This is a genomic window from Arthrobacter senegalensis (genome assembly GCF_059091765.1).
On the sequence record NZ_JBNHGZ010000005.1, the window covers coordinates 102,328 to 117,038 of the forward strand.

A 14,711-nucleotide genomic window follows, 5' to 3' on the forward strand; every position below is an offset into this window, starting at 1 on the left:
AAGGAGTCCGCCGATGCCGCTGACTGTCATGGTGGCTGCCGCAGCCCTGGTGCTGTCGCTCCCGCTGTTTGCCTGGTCCCTGCTGGGCGGCAAGCATCCCCAGCACGAGGCCATCCGGGCCAATTTGTCCCGTGGCCTGGCCGGGCCGCGCGCGGTCAAACGCGCCCGCAGGCGCCGGTTCGAGGCGCTGGCCACCCGGTTCACGCCGGCAACCTTTGCCCAGCGCTTGGAACGCCAGCTGGCGCTGGCCGGACGTCCCGAGGCCTGGCCGCTGAAGCGGCTCATGGCTGCCAAGATCGTCCTTGCCGTGGCAGGCATTGTGGTCGGGCTCCTGTACGTGGCCGCCGCATCCGCGGGGCCCAGCGTCCTGCTGGCGATCGTCATCGCCGTCGTCGCCTACTGCCTCCCTGACCTTCTGCTGCACAGCGCGGGCCAGAAACGCCAAGCAACGATTAGCGAGGAACTGCCGGACACGTTGGACCAAATGACCATCGCCGTGGAGGCCGGCCTGGGCTTTGATGCGGCGGTCGCCCGGGTAGGAGCGAACGGTTCCGGTCCGCTCGCCGCCGAACTGATCCGCGTCCTGCAGGACATGCAGGTGGGCCGCTCGCGCCGCGAGGCCTACGACTCGCTGGCCGGCAGGACCACCTCGAAGGACCTGCAGCAGTTCGTTCGCGCCGTCATCCAGGCGGACGCCTACGGCGTTTCCGTCTCCGGCGTGCTCCGCACGCAGGCGGCCGAAATGCGCGTCAAGCGGCGCCAGCGCGCCGAGGAAAAGGCCATGCAGATCCCGGTCAAGGTAGTCTTCCCGCTGATGTTCTGCATTCTTCCGGTGCTTTTTATCGCGCTGCTCGGCCCTGCGGCACTGAACATCATCGCCACCCTGGGCGGCTGACGAGGACCGGCAGGCACGTCGGCATCCTCAGCAATCCCGCAACATTAGCCAAAGAAACCGGAAAACCGGCAGACCCGCCCGACATCGGAAAGTAGTCTCGAACCATGCCCATCCCATCCACCCACTGTGCACCGACCGGGCCGGCCCCGGCCGGGACCCGCCGCGTGCGGCGCCTGCCATGATGGCCGCTGACCAGCACCACGTCCTGCCGCTGGTTGACCGCGCGGTAGTGGAGGACCTCGGCGACGGTTTGGCCGACCACGGCATCGCCCGCGGCTTGGTCCAGGACTTTTCCGAGGCATGGCCGGAACGGTTTAGCTGCCTGGAGACCGCGTTGGACAGCCAGGACCGGACCGATTCCTTGGACGCAGCCCTCAGCCTGAAGACCGCCTCGATGATGGTGGGTGCCAGCCGACTGGCCTGGCTGGCCGGCGAGGTGGAGGCTCATATTCGTGCGGCGGATTTCGCAGAGGCAGCCGCCCTGCTTGGTCTCATCCAGCAGTGCGGTGCGGCCACGGTGAGCGAAATGCAGGGCATGAGGGCCGAGCCGGGAGCACCCGCTATACCGAGCGCTCCGGAGCCAGCCGATAACCGATTCCCCGCACCGTAACGAGCCAGCGCGGGCGGTGCGGATCTTCCTTCAGTTTGCGCCGCAGATTGCCCACATGGACTTCGATCGCCCGCTCATCGGCTTCGCTGATGTAGGCGTCCTCGGGGTAATAGTCCCCGCGCACTACCTTGACCAGCTCCGCCTTCGAGCGGACCGCCCCCGAACTGCGCAGCATCTCCTGGAGCACGTTGAACTCGCTCCTGGTCAGCCGCAATTCCTCACCCTCGCGCGACGCCGTACGCCGATCGGAATCGAGGACGAGCCCATTGTGCTCGAGGATTCTGCTGTCGGCGGGCGGGGCCGACGGCAGCGGCGGTGCGTTGGCCGGGGTGGCTTCCAGCGGATGAGGAGTGCGGGGCCGGCGCATCATCGCATGGATCCTGGCCCGCAGCTCGCGGGGACGGAACGGTTTGGTCATATAATCGTCTGCCCCAAGCTGCAACGCCGTGAGCGTGTCGAGTTCTTCGTTCCTGCTGGTGAGCATCACGATGTAGCAGTTGCTGAACTGACGGATCCTCCGGAGCACTTCGAAGCCGTCGATGTCCGGCAGCGAGATGTCCAGGGTGACGACGGTGGTGATCCGTTGCCGCACGGCATGGATCCCTTCCCGCCCGCTCGCGGCCGCCTGTACGTCGAATCCTGATTGCAGGAGGACGGCGCTCACGAGATTGCGGATGTCCACGTCGTCTTCGATCACTACGGCCGCACCCGGGTCACTCATTCTGCATCTCCTCCCTGCACGGTCCGCGTCGGGCTGCCCGAAGGCCATCCGGGCCTCTGCAGAAGCCCGGAACTCTGATACTCCTAGAGGTTAATCGATTCTTCCTACTATGAGCCTATGTCGGGCAGTGATGTGATGAAAGGGTGACCAACGATCTACGGAGTTGAGGGACCCGAAGGAACAAGGGCTCTGGCCTGTGAGCGGGTCCGGTGACTTTGCTGTTACCGGTCCTGCTTGCCGCGCTCGGAGCCCTAGCCGGCTGGTGCGTCTTTGCACTCGCCCACCGGGAGGACCGCACGGTACTTCCTGCCGCGTGGCGCTGGCCGATGGCGGCCGCAACGGGCATCCTCTGCGGCCTCCTGGCTCCGGCCCGGGAAGCCGCAGAGCTTCCCGCCTTCGGCCTTCTCGCCGTCCTGGGCGTGCTGCTGGCCGCGATTGACCTGCGGCATAAGTTGCTGCCGAATCGCGTGGTCCTTCCGTTCCTGGGGACGGCAGTGGCGCTGCTGCTCCTGCCTGCCTTGACGGGCTCCGCGTGGCAGCCGGTCATGGCCGGGCTGCTCGGCTCGCTGGCGATGTTTGCCTTCTACCTGCTGGCGGCTTTAATCAAGCCCGGCGGCATCGGCATGGGAGACGTGAAGCTTGCTGCCGTCGTGGGCCTGTATGCCGGCTACGACGGCGTAGCGGCCTGGGTGGCCGTGCTGCTGGGGGCGTTCCTGCTAAACGCGGCGGCCATCGTCCTGCTCATGCTGGCCCGCGTGCTTAAGCGGGATTCGGACATCCCGTTTGGCCCGTCCATGATCACCGCCACGCTCGTGGTCGCGCTGGCCGGCCCGCTGCCCGGATAGCCCCGGGCTTACAACAGCCGGCGGGCAGCGTCCGCGGAAGTGACGGTGAACATTTCCGGTTGCCGGAAGCCGACCGAAGCGAACGCCCGCAAGACCGCATCCCGCACCGCATCCACCTCGTTTGCCGGCACCAGGGCGACGGCGGAACCGCCGAATCCCCCGCCGGTCATGCGGGCACCCAGGGCGCCGTTCGCCTGAGCGGTCTCTACGGCCAGGTCCAGCTCCGGACAGGAAATTTCGAAGTCATCGCGCATGGAAACGTGGCTGGCGTCCAGCAACCGGCCGACGGCCGCGGGCCCCTCGGAGCGCAGAATTCTCGCGGTCTCCACCACGCGCGCGTTCTCGGTGACGATGTGCCGGGCGCGGCGGAAAGTCTCATAGTCGAGCAGCCGTTGAGCTTCCGGCAGCCGGTCGAGCGGTACGTCGCGCAGCAGCGGCACACCCAGGGCTTCCGCGGCCCGGTTGCAGGAGTCGCGGCGGCTGGCATAGTCGCCGGTGGCATGGGCATGCGAAACCTTGGTATCCATGACCAGGCAGGCCAGGCCCGCAGCCTCGAGGTCCAGTGGCACCAGTTCCACGGCTTCGCTGCGGCAGTCCAGAAACACCGCGGACCCGGCCGCCCCGAACAGGGAGGCGTACTGGTCCATGATGCCGGTGGGCGCGCCGACCACCTCGTTCTCCGCGCGCCGCCCGGCGGCAGCCAGCCCGGCCCGATCCAGCCCCGGAGGCTCCGGCCCCGCCCTATCCGGCCCCGCATCCGCCCGCCGCCCTCCCACCAGTTCGGCCAGGCCGAGGGCTACCGCGCATTCCAGCGCGGCGGACGAGGACAAGCCGGCGCCGACCGGAACGTCCGAATCCACCAGCAGGTCGAAGCCGGGCAGGCGTACCCCCGCCTGCCCCAGCGCCCAGGCCACGCCCAGCGGGTACGCCGACCAACCGGAAACCGAGCCGGGGCCAAGATCGTCCAGCCCGATCTCCACCGCCTCGGCGCCCGGCAGCGCCGAGGCCACCCGAACGGTGCGGTCGCCGCGCACGGCGAGCGCCGCCGTCGTGATCTTGTCGATGGCGAACGGCAGCACGAAGCCGCCGTTGTAATCGGTGTGTTCGCCGATCAGATTGGCCCGTCCCGGTCCTGCCCAGACCCCGTCCGGGCGGCGCCCGAACCGTGCGGCGAAGGCGTCGGCGGTGCGTGCGGCCAAAGCTTCGGCGGTCACGGGGCCTCCCCGCCGGCGCCCCCGCCGGCGGCCCGAGTCCCTTCGTCCGCCGCGCGTGTCCCGCCCGGGCCGCCGCTGCCGGCACCCGGTATGCGGCCAGGATCCGCCTCCCGCAGCGCGGCGGCCACCTGCTCCGGCAGGGTGTCGTTGATGAAGGCGCCCATCGCTGCCTCGGAGCCCGCCAGGTACTTCAGCTTGTCGGCGGCCCGTCGCGGCGAGGTCAGCTGCAGGTGCAGGTAGCCCGCTTCCCGCAGCGCCCGGGCGACCGGCGCCTGGTGCCAGGCGGCGATGTACGGGGTCGGGCTGTCGTAGAGCGCGTCGAACCGGCCCAGCAGCTGCGGGTACAGCACCGCCAGTTCGTCCCGCTCCGCGCCCGTGAGCCCGGCGAGATCCGCGATCTGCCGGTGCGGCACCAGGTGCACCTCCAGCGGCCAGCGCGCGGCGAACGGCACGTAGGCGCTGAAGTGTTCGCCTTCGAGAACCATCCGGGAGCCGTCGGAGCGCTCATGGCCGAGCACCGCCCCGGTCAGCGTCTGCCGCCCGCCGGTGGCCTCGAAGTGTTTCCGGGCCGCCGCCGCCATGACCGCCCCGCGCGGGGGCAGGTAGGAGTAGGCGTAGATCTGACCGTGCGGATGGTGCAGCGTCACGCCGATCTGGGCGCCGCGGTTTTCGAAGCAGAAGACCTGGGCAATCCCGTCCGTCGCGCTGAGCGCCGCGGTCCGGTGCGCCCACGCGTCGATCACGGTGCGCACGCGGCGGGTGTCCAGCCCGGCGAACGAACCGGTGTGCGCCGAGGTGAAGGAGACCACCTCGCAGCGCCCGCCGGCGGTGTAGGCGCGGCCCCACTCCGGGTCCTCGGGCGTTGCCAGCAGGTCCGGCCCGAGCGACGGAAACCGGTTCTCGAACACGGCCACGTCATAGTCGGCCGCCGGGATTTCGGAGGCGTAGTCCGGCGTGCTCGGGCACAGCGGGCACGCGTCCGCCGGCGGCAGGTAGGTGCGGGTCTGCCGGTGCGCGGCCAGCGCCACCCACTCCCCCGTCAGCACGTCGTAGCGCAGCTCCCCCACCGGCGGCCGTTCCGGCAGGTCCCGGGTGTCCCGCGAATCCCGCGGAACCGGCCGCGCGCCGTCGTCGAAAAAAAGCAACTCCCGGCCGTCCGCCAAACGGGTCGCGGTCACCGCGGTGACGGGGGCGCCTTCCGGAACAACGACGGCGGTGCCCGCCCCGGGCTGGGCACGATCCACGGTGCTTCGCTCAGGCACGGCGCCGCTTCGCCGCACAGGTCACGCAAAATTGTGCTTCCGGCCGGATCTCCAGGCGTTCGCGCGGGATGGGGTTGCCGCACGAGGCGCACGTCCCGTAGGTGCCGGCCGCGAGCCGTGCCCGGGCGGCGGCGATGTCTGCCAGCGCCTTTTCCGTGCTGGCCAGCAGCGCCACTTCGCGCGCGCGTTCCAGCGTGGCCGTGGAGCCCTCGGGGTCGTGTTCGTCGTCGGCCGGGACGTCCCGGGTGGCCGCGGTGACCTCGGCAATGTCGACCGTGAGGCGCTCCACCTGGGCGCGGTCCGACGCCTCGCGGGCGTCCAGCAGCGCGGCGAAGTGCTCCACATCGTCGTGGGTCAAGCTCTCGCTCATCTGTGCCTCCCGTCGGCCGGACGGTCCGGCAGGTCCGGACCAGGGTGCCCCTAGAATACGCCGTTGCCGCGGTACATGGGGTGGACGCCTGTCACGGGACGCTCCCCGCCGCGGCGGCGGTCAGGTCAGCCGGTGGCGGCCGGGCCGGGTCAGCCGGTCAGCCGGGCCCGTCAGCCGTTATCCGGTCAGCCGGTCAGCCGTTGAGCTTGCCGGCCATCCGCTCCCGCATGGCCACACTGGCCGAGTTCAGCCCGATGATCCGCACGTCCTTGCCGTGGGCGCGGTACTTCTCGGTGATCGCGTCCAGTGCCGCCACGGTCGAGGCGTCCCACAGGTGCGAGGCGTGCATGTCGATGATGACCTTGTCCGGGTCCAGTGCGTACTGGAACTGGGTGTAGAGGTCGTTCGAGGACGCGAAGAAGAGCTCGCCGTCGACCACGTAGGTGGCTGTCTCCTCGCCGTTCAGTTCCAGCACCGTCCGCTCGACGGTCACCAGGTGCGATACCCGGTTGGCGAACAGCACCATGGCGGTCAGCACGCCGAGCCCGACGCCGATGGCCAGGTTGTTCGTGGCGACGGTGGCGATGACGGTGACGAGCATGACCGCGGTCTCGCTCTTCGGCATCATCTTCAGGGTCGAGGGTTTGATGCTGTGCCAGTCGAACGTCGCCCAGGACACGAAGACCATCACGGCCACCAGGGCCGCCATCGGGATCAGCGCCACGATGTCGCCGAGAACCACCACGAGGATGAGCAGGAACAGGCCGGCGAGGAAGGTGGAGAGGCGGGTGCGGGCTCCGGAGGCCTTCACGTTGATCATGGTCTGGCCGATCATCGCGCAGCCGCCCATGCCCCCGAAGAAGCCGGTGATGATGTTCGCGGCGCCCTGGCCCAAGGACTCGCGGGTCTTGTTGGAGCGGGTGTCCGTGACGTCGTCGACCAGCTTGGCCGTCATCAGCGATTCGAGCAGCCCCACGAACGCCATCGCCAAGGCATACGGGAAGATAACCTTCAGGGTTTCCAGGGTCAGCGGTACTGCCGGGAAGAACAACGCGGGCAGGCTGTCCGGCAGCTCGCCCTTGTCGCCCACGGTCGGCACCGCAACCGAGGCGAACACCGTGATCAGCGTCAGCACCACGATGGCGACCAAGGGCGCGGGAACCGCGTTGGTCAGCTTCGGAAGACCGAAAACAATCGCCAGCGCCAGCGCGGTCAGCGGGTACACCAGCCACGGAACGCCCAGCAGTTCAGGCACCTGCGCCATGAAGATCAGGATGGCCAGCGCGTTGACGAACCCCACCATCACCTGCCGCGGAATGAACCGCATCAGCTTGGCGACGCCAAGCGCCGCCAGCAGCACCTGGAACACGCCGGCCAGGATGACCGCCGCCACCAGGTAGTCGAGGCCGTGGCTTTCCACCAGCGGGGCAATCACCAGCGCCACCGCGCCGGTGGCAGCTGAAATCATCGCCGGGCGGCCGCCCAGGAACGCGATCGAGACAGCCATGGTGAAGGAGGCGAACAGCCCGACGCGCGGGTCCACCCCGGCGATGATGGAGAACGCGATGGCCTCGGGGATCAGGGCCAGCGCGACCACCAAACCGCCGAGCACTTCCGTCTTCAGCAGCCGCGGCGACTTGAGGGTGCGCAGCACGGACTGGCGCTCCTCGGGAGTCAGCTCAGGCCGGGCAGCGGCGGTTGTCGTGGGCATGGGGGCTCCATTCGCATCCTGAAGGCGGCAGGCCTTCGCGTACATCTAAAGTCTGGGGGCGCGGCGATGCGCGGGGAAGTAGTCGACGGACAAGAACGTCGATATCGGTTACAACCCTAACCTAACGTAAGGGTAGAGTTGTAACCGGGTGACCACGGGAGGGATGGACCATGAGCAAGGCCGAAAGTACCGCGTCGGGCACGCGCACGATGCACATCGGCGAACTCGCGGAGGCCACAGGCCTGTCGCTGCGGACCATCCGCCACTACGACGACATCGGGCTGCTGCCGGCCACCACGCGCACCGAGGGCGGCTTCCGGGTCTATACCCAGTCGGATCTGGACCGTTTGCTGATCATCCGCTCCATGAAACCGCTTGGCTTCACGCTGGAGGAGATGGCCGAGCTCCTGGACATCATCGACGTTTTAGCCGACGGCGCCGTCCATCCAGCCGAACGCAAACTCTTGCAGGACTACATCGGGCGCGCCGACGAAAAACGCAACAAGCTCGCCCTGAACCTGACCCGGGCGGACGAGTTCATCAGCGACCTGCGCGGGCGGTGACCGCCGGTCCCGCCCGTTCGGACCCCTCCCCCCTGCCGCTGCTCCCGGGGCAGCGGTAACCTCGGAGGAGGAGGTACCGCCATGGCAGCCGAACTCCAAACCGATGTGCTGATTGTCGGGGCAGGTCCCACCGGGCTGATGCTCGCCAACTGGCTGGCCAAGCTGGGCGTCGACCACATCATCGCGGACGGCAAGTCGGGCCCCACGAGGGAATCCCGGGCCCTCGGGGTGCAGGCGCGCAGCATGGAAATTTACGACCAGCTGGGCGTCGCCGACACCGTCATGGCCGAAGGCGTCCTCGCCGAAGCGGTGGTCATCGGGTTCGGCACGAAGCCGCGCGGCAGGGTCCCGCTGGGCCGGATGGGCCGCGGGATCACGCCTTTCCCGGGCATCATGTTCTACGAACAAAGCAAGAACGAGGAGCTGCTGCTCAAGAACCTGCACGCACTCGGCGGCGAGGTGCTGTGGGAGTGCCGCGTTGCCGCCCTGGACGTCGCGGGCGGCAGCCACCCGGACCACCCCGTCACGGCGCAGCTGACGGGCCCCGCTGGCAAGGCGACGGTCCGCGCCCGCTACTGCGTGGGGACGGACGGCGCCTCGTCGACCGTGCGGACCAGCCGCGGCATCGGGTTTGAGGGCTCCACCAGTCCGCACACCTTCTTTGTCAACGACGCCACCGAGGTCCGGGGCCTCTTCGGCGACGTGGTCAATATCCGCGCGGGCGTGGACGAGTTCCTGCTGGCCTTTCCCATGAGCGGGCCGGACCACCTCCGGCTGATCGGCGTAATCCGTGATCCCGAAGGCGGCTTCCAGGGGCGGGACGACGACGGCGGGGCGGACGTCTCCGAGGAGTCCCTCCGGGAGCGCCTGGTTCAGAAGTTCGGCGTCCGCTACGGCGCCTCGAACTGGTTCTCCACCTACCGCGTGCATCACCGGATCGCCGCCCGGTTCCGCGACGGGCCGGTCTTCCTCGCCGGGGATGCGGCCCACGTCCATTCCCCCGTCGGTGCGCAGGGCATGAACACCGGCCTGCAGGACGCCCACAACCTGGCCTTTAAGTTCGCCGATGTCCTCGCCGGCCGGGCCGCGGACTCCTACCTGGACCGATACGAGGCCGAACGGCGGCCGGTGGCGGTGCGGCTGCTGCAAAGCACGGACCGGGTGTTCGCCTTCATCACGTCGACGGCACCGTGGGCGCTCGCCGCCCGGAGGTCGGTGCTGCCGTTCCTCATTCCCGTGGCGGCGCGGGTGGTGCCGCGGTCCTCCGGTGCCTCCCGAGTGTTCGGTTATCTATCGCAGACCCGGATCCATTACTGGATGGCCCCGGGCGCCAAGGAAGCGGCCCGCGGCCGGCGGGGCCGCGTCGTGGGACGGCGGCTGCCGTACACCGGCAGCAACTTCGACGTCCTGCGCAGCCTTCAGTGGCAGGTGCACTCGTACGGCGACCCGGGCGCCGTCGTCGTCAATCACGTGGAGGCAGCGCTGGGGCTGCCGATGCACGCGCTGCCGCGCAACGGGAACAAGAAGCTCGATCCGGACCAGCTGTACCTGGTGCGCCCCGACGGGTTCGTGGCGGCGCAGTCCCTGCCCAGCCATGCCGTGGCCACGTTTACCCAGGCACTGCGGCGGGGACGCCGTTCCGCCAAGGTCTGAGCCAACGCCTGCTCCGCGCCCATCCGGGGCCGGACACGTTCGGAAGGAAAGCCGATGGTGCTGTATCTCTCGAAGTTCAGCTACACCCCGGAGACCTGGGCCAGGATGATCAACAACCCGGAGGACCGGGGGAAGGCGGCCAAGGCCTACATCGAATCCGTCGGCGGGAAACTGCACGGCTTCTGGTACGCCTTCGGCGCGCACGACGGCTACAGCGTGTGGGAGGCCCCGAACAACGTCTCCATGGCCGCCGTCGCCCTGGCCATCAGCGGAGGCGGTGCGCTGAGTTCCTTCGAAACAACCGTGCTGCTGACCATCGACGAGACCATCGACGCCCTGCGCATGGCCGGCGAAGTCCGTTACCGGGCTCCCGGCGTCACGGGGTCCGGCTGACCCCCACGCCCTTGGGCACCACCATCATGGGGCAGAGGCCGTGGTGCAGCACCGCCTGGCTGACCGAGCCCAGCAACAGGCCCGGAAATCCGCCGTGGCCGCGCGTCCCCAACACCATCAGCTGGGCCGTGCGGGTGGCGTGGACCAGGACTTCCGCGGGTTTGGCCAGATAAAAGTTCCAGCTCGCATCCAGGTCCGGGTAGCTGCCGCGGACCTCCCGCAGCGGGCCGTCCAGCTCAGCGGCGACCTCCTCGCGGAACCGGTGGGCACCCTCGGCGTGGTCCAGCCAGACCGAATCGCGGTAGAAAGGCGCCCGGGACGAAAGCATCCGCAGCGGGACTGAGCGGCGGCTGGCTATCTCGGCCGCCGCCCACAGGGCGGGATTCGCACTCCCCGACTGGTCGACGCCGACCACCACCTGCCCCGCGTAGCTGAACTTTTCGGAGGCATCCGGCGGATGCAGCCCCCGGTCCGACCCCTCCCGCGGCGACGGCAGCAGCCAGGGCACCGGTCCGCCGGGTAGTTCGGCCGCGGCATCCGGGGAGAGTTCGGCGGCCGTCGCGCCCGGTTTCCAGCGCTGCGGCACCACCACCGTGGGGCAGGCGGCGTGGGCCGCCAGGCCCGAGGAGACACTGCCCAGCAGCCGTCCCGCAAAGCCGCCGCGGCCGCGCTTGCCCACCACGGCCAGTCCGGCGGAAGCAGATTCGTCCACCAGCACTTCGCTCGGGTCCCCGGCCACCACGTGCCCTTCGGCCTGGAGCCCCAACGCTCCGGCGCGGTCAAGCGCCGCCTGCAGCACCCCTTCCCCGCCGCGCCGGGCGGTGGCCAGATACTGGTGGTCCACCTGCGGATCGTCCACGCCCGCGGTTGAGACGACGGTGACCAGCCGCACCGGCCATCCGCGGGACTGGGCCTCGAACAACCCCCAGTCCAGCGCCCGGGCGCTGGTTTCCGAGCCGTCGAATCCCACCAGGACGACCTCTTCCATGCCTTCCACCCTAGGGGACGGCCGCGCGGCTGAGTAGGGGCAGCGGGTTCCGACGGCGGCCGGGCCTCACCAAACCATTGCCGTAGGCTGAACACAGGTTTAGACTGCTGAACATGCGTTCAGCAGCGCCGCCGCAGGCTGCCGCACCCAGTGATCTCACCGCCCGTGCCCGGGTCCGGGACACCGCCGTCGTACTGTTCGGCAGCCGGGGTTTCCGGGTGGGTGTCCGCGCCATTGCTGACGCGGCAGGGGTCAGCCCCGCGCTGATCCTGCACCATTTCGGTTCCAAAGACGGTCTGCGGACGGCCTGCGATGAATACGTGTTGGCCAAAATCGGCGCCTACAAGCAGCAGGCAGTCCACTCCGGCTCGCCGACGGAACTGCTGGCGGCCATGGCGGAGCTGGAGGAAACGGCGCCGCTGGTCGGCTACGCCTTGCGGAGCCTGCAGTCCGGCGGCGAGCTGGCCCAGTCCTTCATCGAGCACTTCGCCGCGGACGCCGAGGCCTGGCTGGCCCAAGGCGTCGCCGCCGGCACCATCCACCCGTCCGTCGACGAGCAGGCGCGCGCCCGCTATCTGACCATCCAGGGATTCGGTGCCATGCTGCTGGACCTGACGCTTCACCCCCCGGAGGATCCCACCGATTTTTCCGCCATCATGCGCGGCTACCTGGACCGGCACGGCCTTGCCAACGTGGAACTCTACACGCAGGGCCTGATGACCACCCGCGACCTGCTCGACGCCTACCTGATGTATGTGACGGACCCGCCCGGTTCCTGACCCGCCGCGTCTCTGTCCCGTCCGCGCCCCGCGCACCCTTGTTCCTTCCATATTCCGCCCCGAAGCAGGTGGTTTCCATGTCTGAAGTAATCGACCTGAACCAAGTGGACAAGGCCTTCGGCTCCGTCCGCGCCCTGGACCAGCTCAACCTGGTGCTGGAACCCGGCGAGGTCCACGGCTTCCTCGGCCCCAACGGTGCCGGCAAGTCCACCACCATCCGCATCATTCTCGGCCTGTTGAAGGCCGACGCCGGAACCGTGCGGCTCTTCGGCGAGGACCCGTGGTCGCGCGCGGTGCCCCTGCACCGCCGGCTGGCCTACGTTCCCGGTGACGTCAGCCTCTGGCCCAAGCTCACCGGCGGGGAGGCGATCGACCTGTTTGCCAGCCTCCGCGGCGGGATCGACCGCAGGCTCAAGGCCGAACTGTTGGAACGCTTCCAGCTGGATCCCACCAAGAAGACACGCTCCTATTCGAAGGGCAACCGGCAGAAGGTCGCGCTCGTCGCCGCCTTGGCCAGCGACGTCGAGCTTCTGGTGTTGGACGAGCCGACGTCCGGACTGGACCCGCTGATGGAACTGGAATTCCAGCAGTGCATCCGCGAGTCGAGGCACGCCGGCAAGACGGTGCTGCTCTCCAGCCACATCCTGGCCGAGGTGGAAGCCTTGTGCGACAAGGTCACCATCATCCGGGCCGGCCGCGCTGTCCAAACCGGTTCGCTCGCGGAACTGAGGCACCGGCGGCGCACCGCCGTCGTCGTGGTGGCCGACGGCGATGCCACCGCGGTGGGCAGCCTCACCGGCGTGCACGACCTCCGGCGCGAAGACGGGCGCGTGCACTTCACCGTTGACGAAGCCGCGCTGCCGGCCGCGTTGTCGGCCCTGCTCCCGCTGGGTGTCCGCAGCCTGACCAGCACGCCTCCGACGCTGGAGGAACTGTTCGTTCACCAGTACGGCCCCGATGGGCGGGCCGCGGCCGAAAGCGGCAGGTCATGAGCACCGCTACCGCGGCGCCGGGGATCTCCCGTGCGCGCAGCCCACGGAATCAGGCGCTGGCCGGGACCGGCCGGCTTCTCCGCCTGGCGCTGCGGGTCGACCGGGTGCGGATCCCGGTCTGGGCGCTGGCCCTCGGCGGGTTCATCAGCTACTTCGCGCTGGTGCTGCCCCAGGTGTACGGCGACCAGGCGGCATGGCAGAGCCGGGCGGCGATCATGCAGGACCCGTCCGGCGCCCTGCTGGCAGGCCCGGGGTACGGCCTGGAGAACTACGGCCTGGGCCCGATGCTGGCCAACGAAGTGCTGGGGATGCTGGCGGTGGCCACCGCGTTGATGTCCATCTTCTCGGTAATCCGGCACACCCGGGCCAATGAAGAAGCCGGACGTGCCGAGCTCATCCTGGCCGCGCCGGTGGGACGGCGCGCACCGCAGACTGCCGCGTTGGCGGTCATGCTGCTCACCAACCTGGCGGTGGCAGCGGCCCTGTTCGCGGCACTGGTGGCCAACGGTCTCGCGGCACTCGATTCGCTGGCGATGGCGGCCGGAGCGGCGCTGGTCGGGGTCGTCTTCGGCGCGGTGGCGGCGCTGACCGCGCAGCTGAGCGAACATGCGCGGACAGCCAGCGGCATGGCCGGGGCGCTGCTGGGTCTGGCGTACATCCTCCGCGGCATCGGCGATGCCCAGGCGCTGGGCGGCACCGCGTTGTCGTGGCTCTCCCCCATCGGTTGGGTCCAGCAGGCGCGGGCCTATGTCGAGCTGCGCTGGTGGCCCTTGCTGCTGTGCCTGGCGCTCGCGGCGCTGCTGGTGCCGGCGGCGTATCTGCTGCAGGGCCGGCGCGACCTGGCCGCTGGGCTGGTGCCCGCACGCCGGGGCCGCGCCAATGCCACGCCGCTGCTGGTGCGGCTGCCGGGGCTGTTCCTTCGGTTGGAGCGCGGCAGCATCGTCAGCTGGTCGCTCGGCCTGTTCGTCTTCGCCGTGCTGACCGGGTCTCTGGCCCAGGCGGTGGTGGACAGCTACGAGTCACAGCCGCAACTGGCCGCGGTGCTGGGCCTGGACGACAGCTCCGACTTCCTCCGGACCGCGCTGGCCGCGTTCCTGAAGTATTTCGCCATGGCCGTGGCCGTGTTCGCCGTGGTCTCCATGGGCAGGCTCGGCAAGGAAGAAGCCGACGGCCGAACCGGGGCCGTGCTCGCCGCCTCGGTGGGGCGGGCGCACTGGGTCCTGAGCGCGCTGCTCGTCACCTCGCTGGCCTCGGCGCTGATGCTCGTTGTCTCAGGGTTGGGCCTGGCCCTGGGCGCGCTCTCGGTGGTCGGCGACAGCTCGGTGATCGCGGAATTCGCTCCCGCCGGGCTGGTTTTCCTGCCCTTGATCCTCTGTTTCGCCGGTGCCGGCGCCCTCGCCTACGGGCTGCACAGCGGTACCTGGTGGGTCTGGATCCTGCTGATTGCTGCACTGCTGGCGGGCATGTACGGGCCGGTGCTCAACCTGCCGGAGGCGGTGCTGGACGCCGAGCCGTTCGGACTGGTCCCGCGGGTTCCGGCCGCGGACGTGGACGTGCTGCCGCTGGCCTGGATGTCGGCGGTCGCCCTGCTGCTCACCGTCGGCGGGACGCTGGCCTTCCGGCGCCGTGACCTGGAGGCCTGACAGCCCGCGGAGCAGCGGCCCCCGGGCCGGTGTTGCCATGCCGGCGCGGCAGCGGACGGAAGCCGCGCCTGC

At 69.5% G+C, this 14,711-nt stretch carries 15 protein-coding genes; 9 read left to right on the plus strand and 6 right to left on the minus strand.

What is annotated here, in order from left to right; translation table 11 throughout:
• Window positions 1–13 precede the first annotated feature (13 nt).
• Together AC5RVG_RS15070 and AC5RVG_RS15075 are read left to right on the plus strand one after the other, a co-directional pair.
• The gene (locus AC5RVG_RS15070; protein ID WP_494014466.1) at window positions 14–895 is read left to right on the plus strand and encodes a type II secretion system F family protein; all 882 of its coding nucleotides are present in this window, start codon (window positions 14–16) and stop codon (window positions 893–895) included.
• Between the two features lie 178 nt (window positions 896–1,073).
• A complete protein-coding gene (locus AC5RVG_RS15075) occupies window positions 1,074–1,505 on the plus strand; it encodes an Hpt domain-containing protein (protein ID WP_494014467.1) in 432 nt (143 codons plus the stop codon).
• On the opposite strand, the gene AC5RVG_RS15080 is transcribed toward AC5RVG_RS15075, so the two are convergent.
• Window positions 1,456–2,226 carry a response regulator transcription factor gene (locus tag AC5RVG_RS15080; RefSeq protein WP_494014468.1) on the minus strand — a complete coding sequence of 257 codons (771 nt, stop codon included), beginning with the start codon at window positions 2,224–2,226 and terminating at the stop codon, window positions 1,456–1,458. The genes AC5RVG_RS15075 and AC5RVG_RS15080 overlap by 50 nt on opposite strands.
• Window positions 2,227–2,435: 209 nt before the next feature.
• Here AC5RVG_RS15080 and AC5RVG_RS15085 point away from each other — a divergent pair, with 209 nt between their 5' ends.
• Complete coding sequence (locus tag AC5RVG_RS15085; protein ID WP_494014469.1) at window positions 2,436–3,071, plus strand: prepilin peptidase; 636 nt, start codon at window positions 2,436–2,438, stop codon at window positions 3,069–3,071.
• Between the two features lie 8 nt (window positions 3,072–3,079).
• Here the strand turns inward: AC5RVG_RS15085 and galK are convergent, their stop codons facing one another.
• From galK to AC5RVG_RS15105, 4 genes are all read right to left on the minus strand, one after another.
• Window positions 3,080–4,285, minus strand: coding sequence for a galactokinase (galK, locus tag AC5RVG_RS15090; RefSeq protein WP_494014470.1), 1,206 nt, complete (start codon window positions 4,283–4,285; stop codon window positions 3,080–3,082).
• The gene (gene galT / locus AC5RVG_RS15095; protein WP_494014574.1) at window positions 4,282–5,463 is read right to left on the minus strand and encodes a galactose-1-phosphate uridylyltransferase; all 1,182 of its coding nucleotides are present in this window, start codon (window positions 5,461–5,463) and stop codon (window positions 4,282–4,284) included. Before galT ends, galK begins: the two co-directional genes overlap by 4 nt.
• A gap of 76 nt (window positions 5,464–5,539) precedes the next feature.
• Complete coding sequence (locus AC5RVG_RS15100; RefSeq protein WP_494001568.1) at window positions 5,540–5,917, minus strand: TraR/DksA family transcriptional regulator; 378 nt, start codon at window positions 5,915–5,917, stop codon at window positions 5,540–5,542.
• A gap of 193 nt (window positions 5,918–6,110) precedes the next feature.
• Window positions 6,111–7,628: a SulP family inorganic anion transporter gene (locus AC5RVG_RS15105; protein ID WP_494014471.1), complete on the minus strand. Its 1,518-nt coding sequence runs from the start codon at window positions 7,626–7,628 to the stop codon at window positions 6,111–6,113.
• A 170-nt stretch (window positions 7,629–7,798) separates the two neighbouring features.
• Here AC5RVG_RS15105 and AC5RVG_RS15110 point away from each other — a divergent pair, with 170 nt between their 5' ends.
• The 3 genes from AC5RVG_RS15110 (at window position 7,799) to AC5RVG_RS15120 (ending at window position 10,237) form a co-directional block, all read left to right on the plus strand.
• Entirely contained in the window at window positions 7,799–8,191 is a 393-nt protein-coding gene (locus AC5RVG_RS15110; RefSeq protein WP_494001570.1) for a MerR family transcriptional regulator, read from the plus strand.
• A gap of 81 nt (window positions 8,192–8,272) precedes the next feature.
• Window positions 8,273–9,844, plus strand: a complete 1,572-nt coding sequence (locus AC5RVG_RS15115) for an FAD-dependent monooxygenase (protein WP_494014472.1) — start codon at window positions 8,273–8,275, stop codon at window positions 9,842–9,844.
• Between the two features lie 54 nt (window positions 9,845–9,898).
• Window positions 9,899–10,237 carry a GYD domain-containing protein gene (locus AC5RVG_RS15120; RefSeq protein ID WP_493987808.1) on the plus strand — a complete coding sequence of 113 codons (339 nt, stop codon included), beginning with the start codon at window positions 9,899–9,901 and terminating at the stop codon, window positions 10,235–10,237.
• Here the strand turns inward: AC5RVG_RS15120 and AC5RVG_RS15125 are convergent.
• Window positions 10,221–11,225 (minus strand): universal stress protein, encoded by a 1,005-nt coding sequence (locus AC5RVG_RS15125; protein WP_494014473.1) that lies wholly within the window; start codon window positions 11,223–11,225, stop codon window positions 10,221–10,223. The genes AC5RVG_RS15120 and AC5RVG_RS15125 overlap by 17 nt on opposite strands.
• 113 nt (window positions 11,226–11,338) lie before the next feature.
• Here AC5RVG_RS15125 and AC5RVG_RS15130 point away from each other — a divergent pair, with 113 nt between their 5' ends.
• The 3 genes from AC5RVG_RS15130 (at window position 11,339) to AC5RVG_RS15140 (ending at window position 14,639) form a co-directional block, all read left to right on the plus strand.
• Window positions 11,339–12,004, plus strand: a complete 666-nt coding sequence (locus tag AC5RVG_RS15130) for a TetR/AcrR family transcriptional regulator (protein WP_494014474.1) — start codon at window positions 11,339–11,341, stop codon at window positions 12,002–12,004.
• Window positions 12,005–12,081: 77 nt separating this feature from the next.
• Window positions 12,082–12,996: an ABC transporter ATP-binding protein gene (locus tag AC5RVG_RS15135; RefSeq protein WP_494014475.1), complete on the plus strand. Its 915-nt coding sequence runs from the start codon at window positions 12,082–12,084 to the stop codon at window positions 12,994–12,996.
• Complete coding sequence (locus tag AC5RVG_RS15140; RefSeq protein ID WP_494014476.1) at window positions 12,993–14,639, plus strand: ABC transporter permease; 1,647 nt, start codon at window positions 12,993–12,995, stop codon at window positions 14,637–14,639. The genes AC5RVG_RS15135 and AC5RVG_RS15140 overlap by 4 nt, the downstream gene beginning before the upstream one ends.
• Window positions 14,640–14,711 lie beyond the last annotated feature (72 nt).

Bases quoted from the DNA above. Each gene is read 5' to 3' on its own strand.
- AC5RVG_RS15070 (WP_494014466.1), top strand. From the start codon at position 14: ATGCCGCTGACTGTCATGGTGGCTGCCGCAGCCCTGGTGCTGTCGCTC.
- AC5RVG_RS15075 (WP_494014467.1), top strand. From the start codon at position 1,074: ATGATGGCCGCTGACCAGCACCACGTCCTGCCGCTGGTTGACCGCGCG.
- AC5RVG_RS15080 (WP_494014468.1), bottom strand. From the start codon at position 2,226: ATGAGTGACCCGGGTGCGGCCGTAGTGATCGAAGACGACGTGGACATC.
- AC5RVG_RS15100 (WP_494001568.1), bottom strand. From the start codon at position 5,917: ATGAGCGAGAGCTTGACCCACGACGATGTGGAGCACTTCGCCGCGCTG.
- AC5RVG_RS15105 (WP_494014471.1), bottom strand. From the start codon at position 7,628: ATGCCCACGACAACCGCCGCTGCCCGGCCTGAGCTGACTCCCGAGGAG.
- AC5RVG_RS15110 (WP_494001570.1), top strand. From the start codon at position 7,799: ATGAGCAAGGCCGAAAGTACCGCGTCGGGCACGCGCACGATGCACATC.
- AC5RVG_RS15115 (WP_494014472.1), top strand. From the start codon at position 8,273: ATGGCAGCCGAACTCCAAACCGATGTGCTGATTGTCGGGGCAGGTCCC.
- AC5RVG_RS15120 (WP_493987808.1), top strand. From the start codon at position 9,899: ATGGTGCTGTATCTCTCGAAGTTCAGCTACACCCCGGAGACCTGGGCC.
- AC5RVG_RS15125 (WP_494014473.1), bottom strand. From the start codon at position 11,225: ATGGAAGAGGTCGTCCTGGTGGGATTCGACGGCTCGGAAACCAGCGCC.
- AC5RVG_RS15130 (WP_494014474.1), top strand. From the start codon at position 11,339: ATGCGTTCAGCAGCGCCGCCGCAGGCTGCCGCACCCAGTGATCTCACC.
- AC5RVG_RS15135 (WP_494014475.1), top strand. From the start codon at position 12,082: ATGTCTGAAGTAATCGACCTGAACCAAGTGGACAAGGCCTTCGGCTCC.
- AC5RVG_RS15140 (WP_494014476.1), top strand. From the start codon at position 12,993: ATGAGCACCGCTACCGCGGCGCCGGGGATCTCCCGTGCGCGCAGCCCA.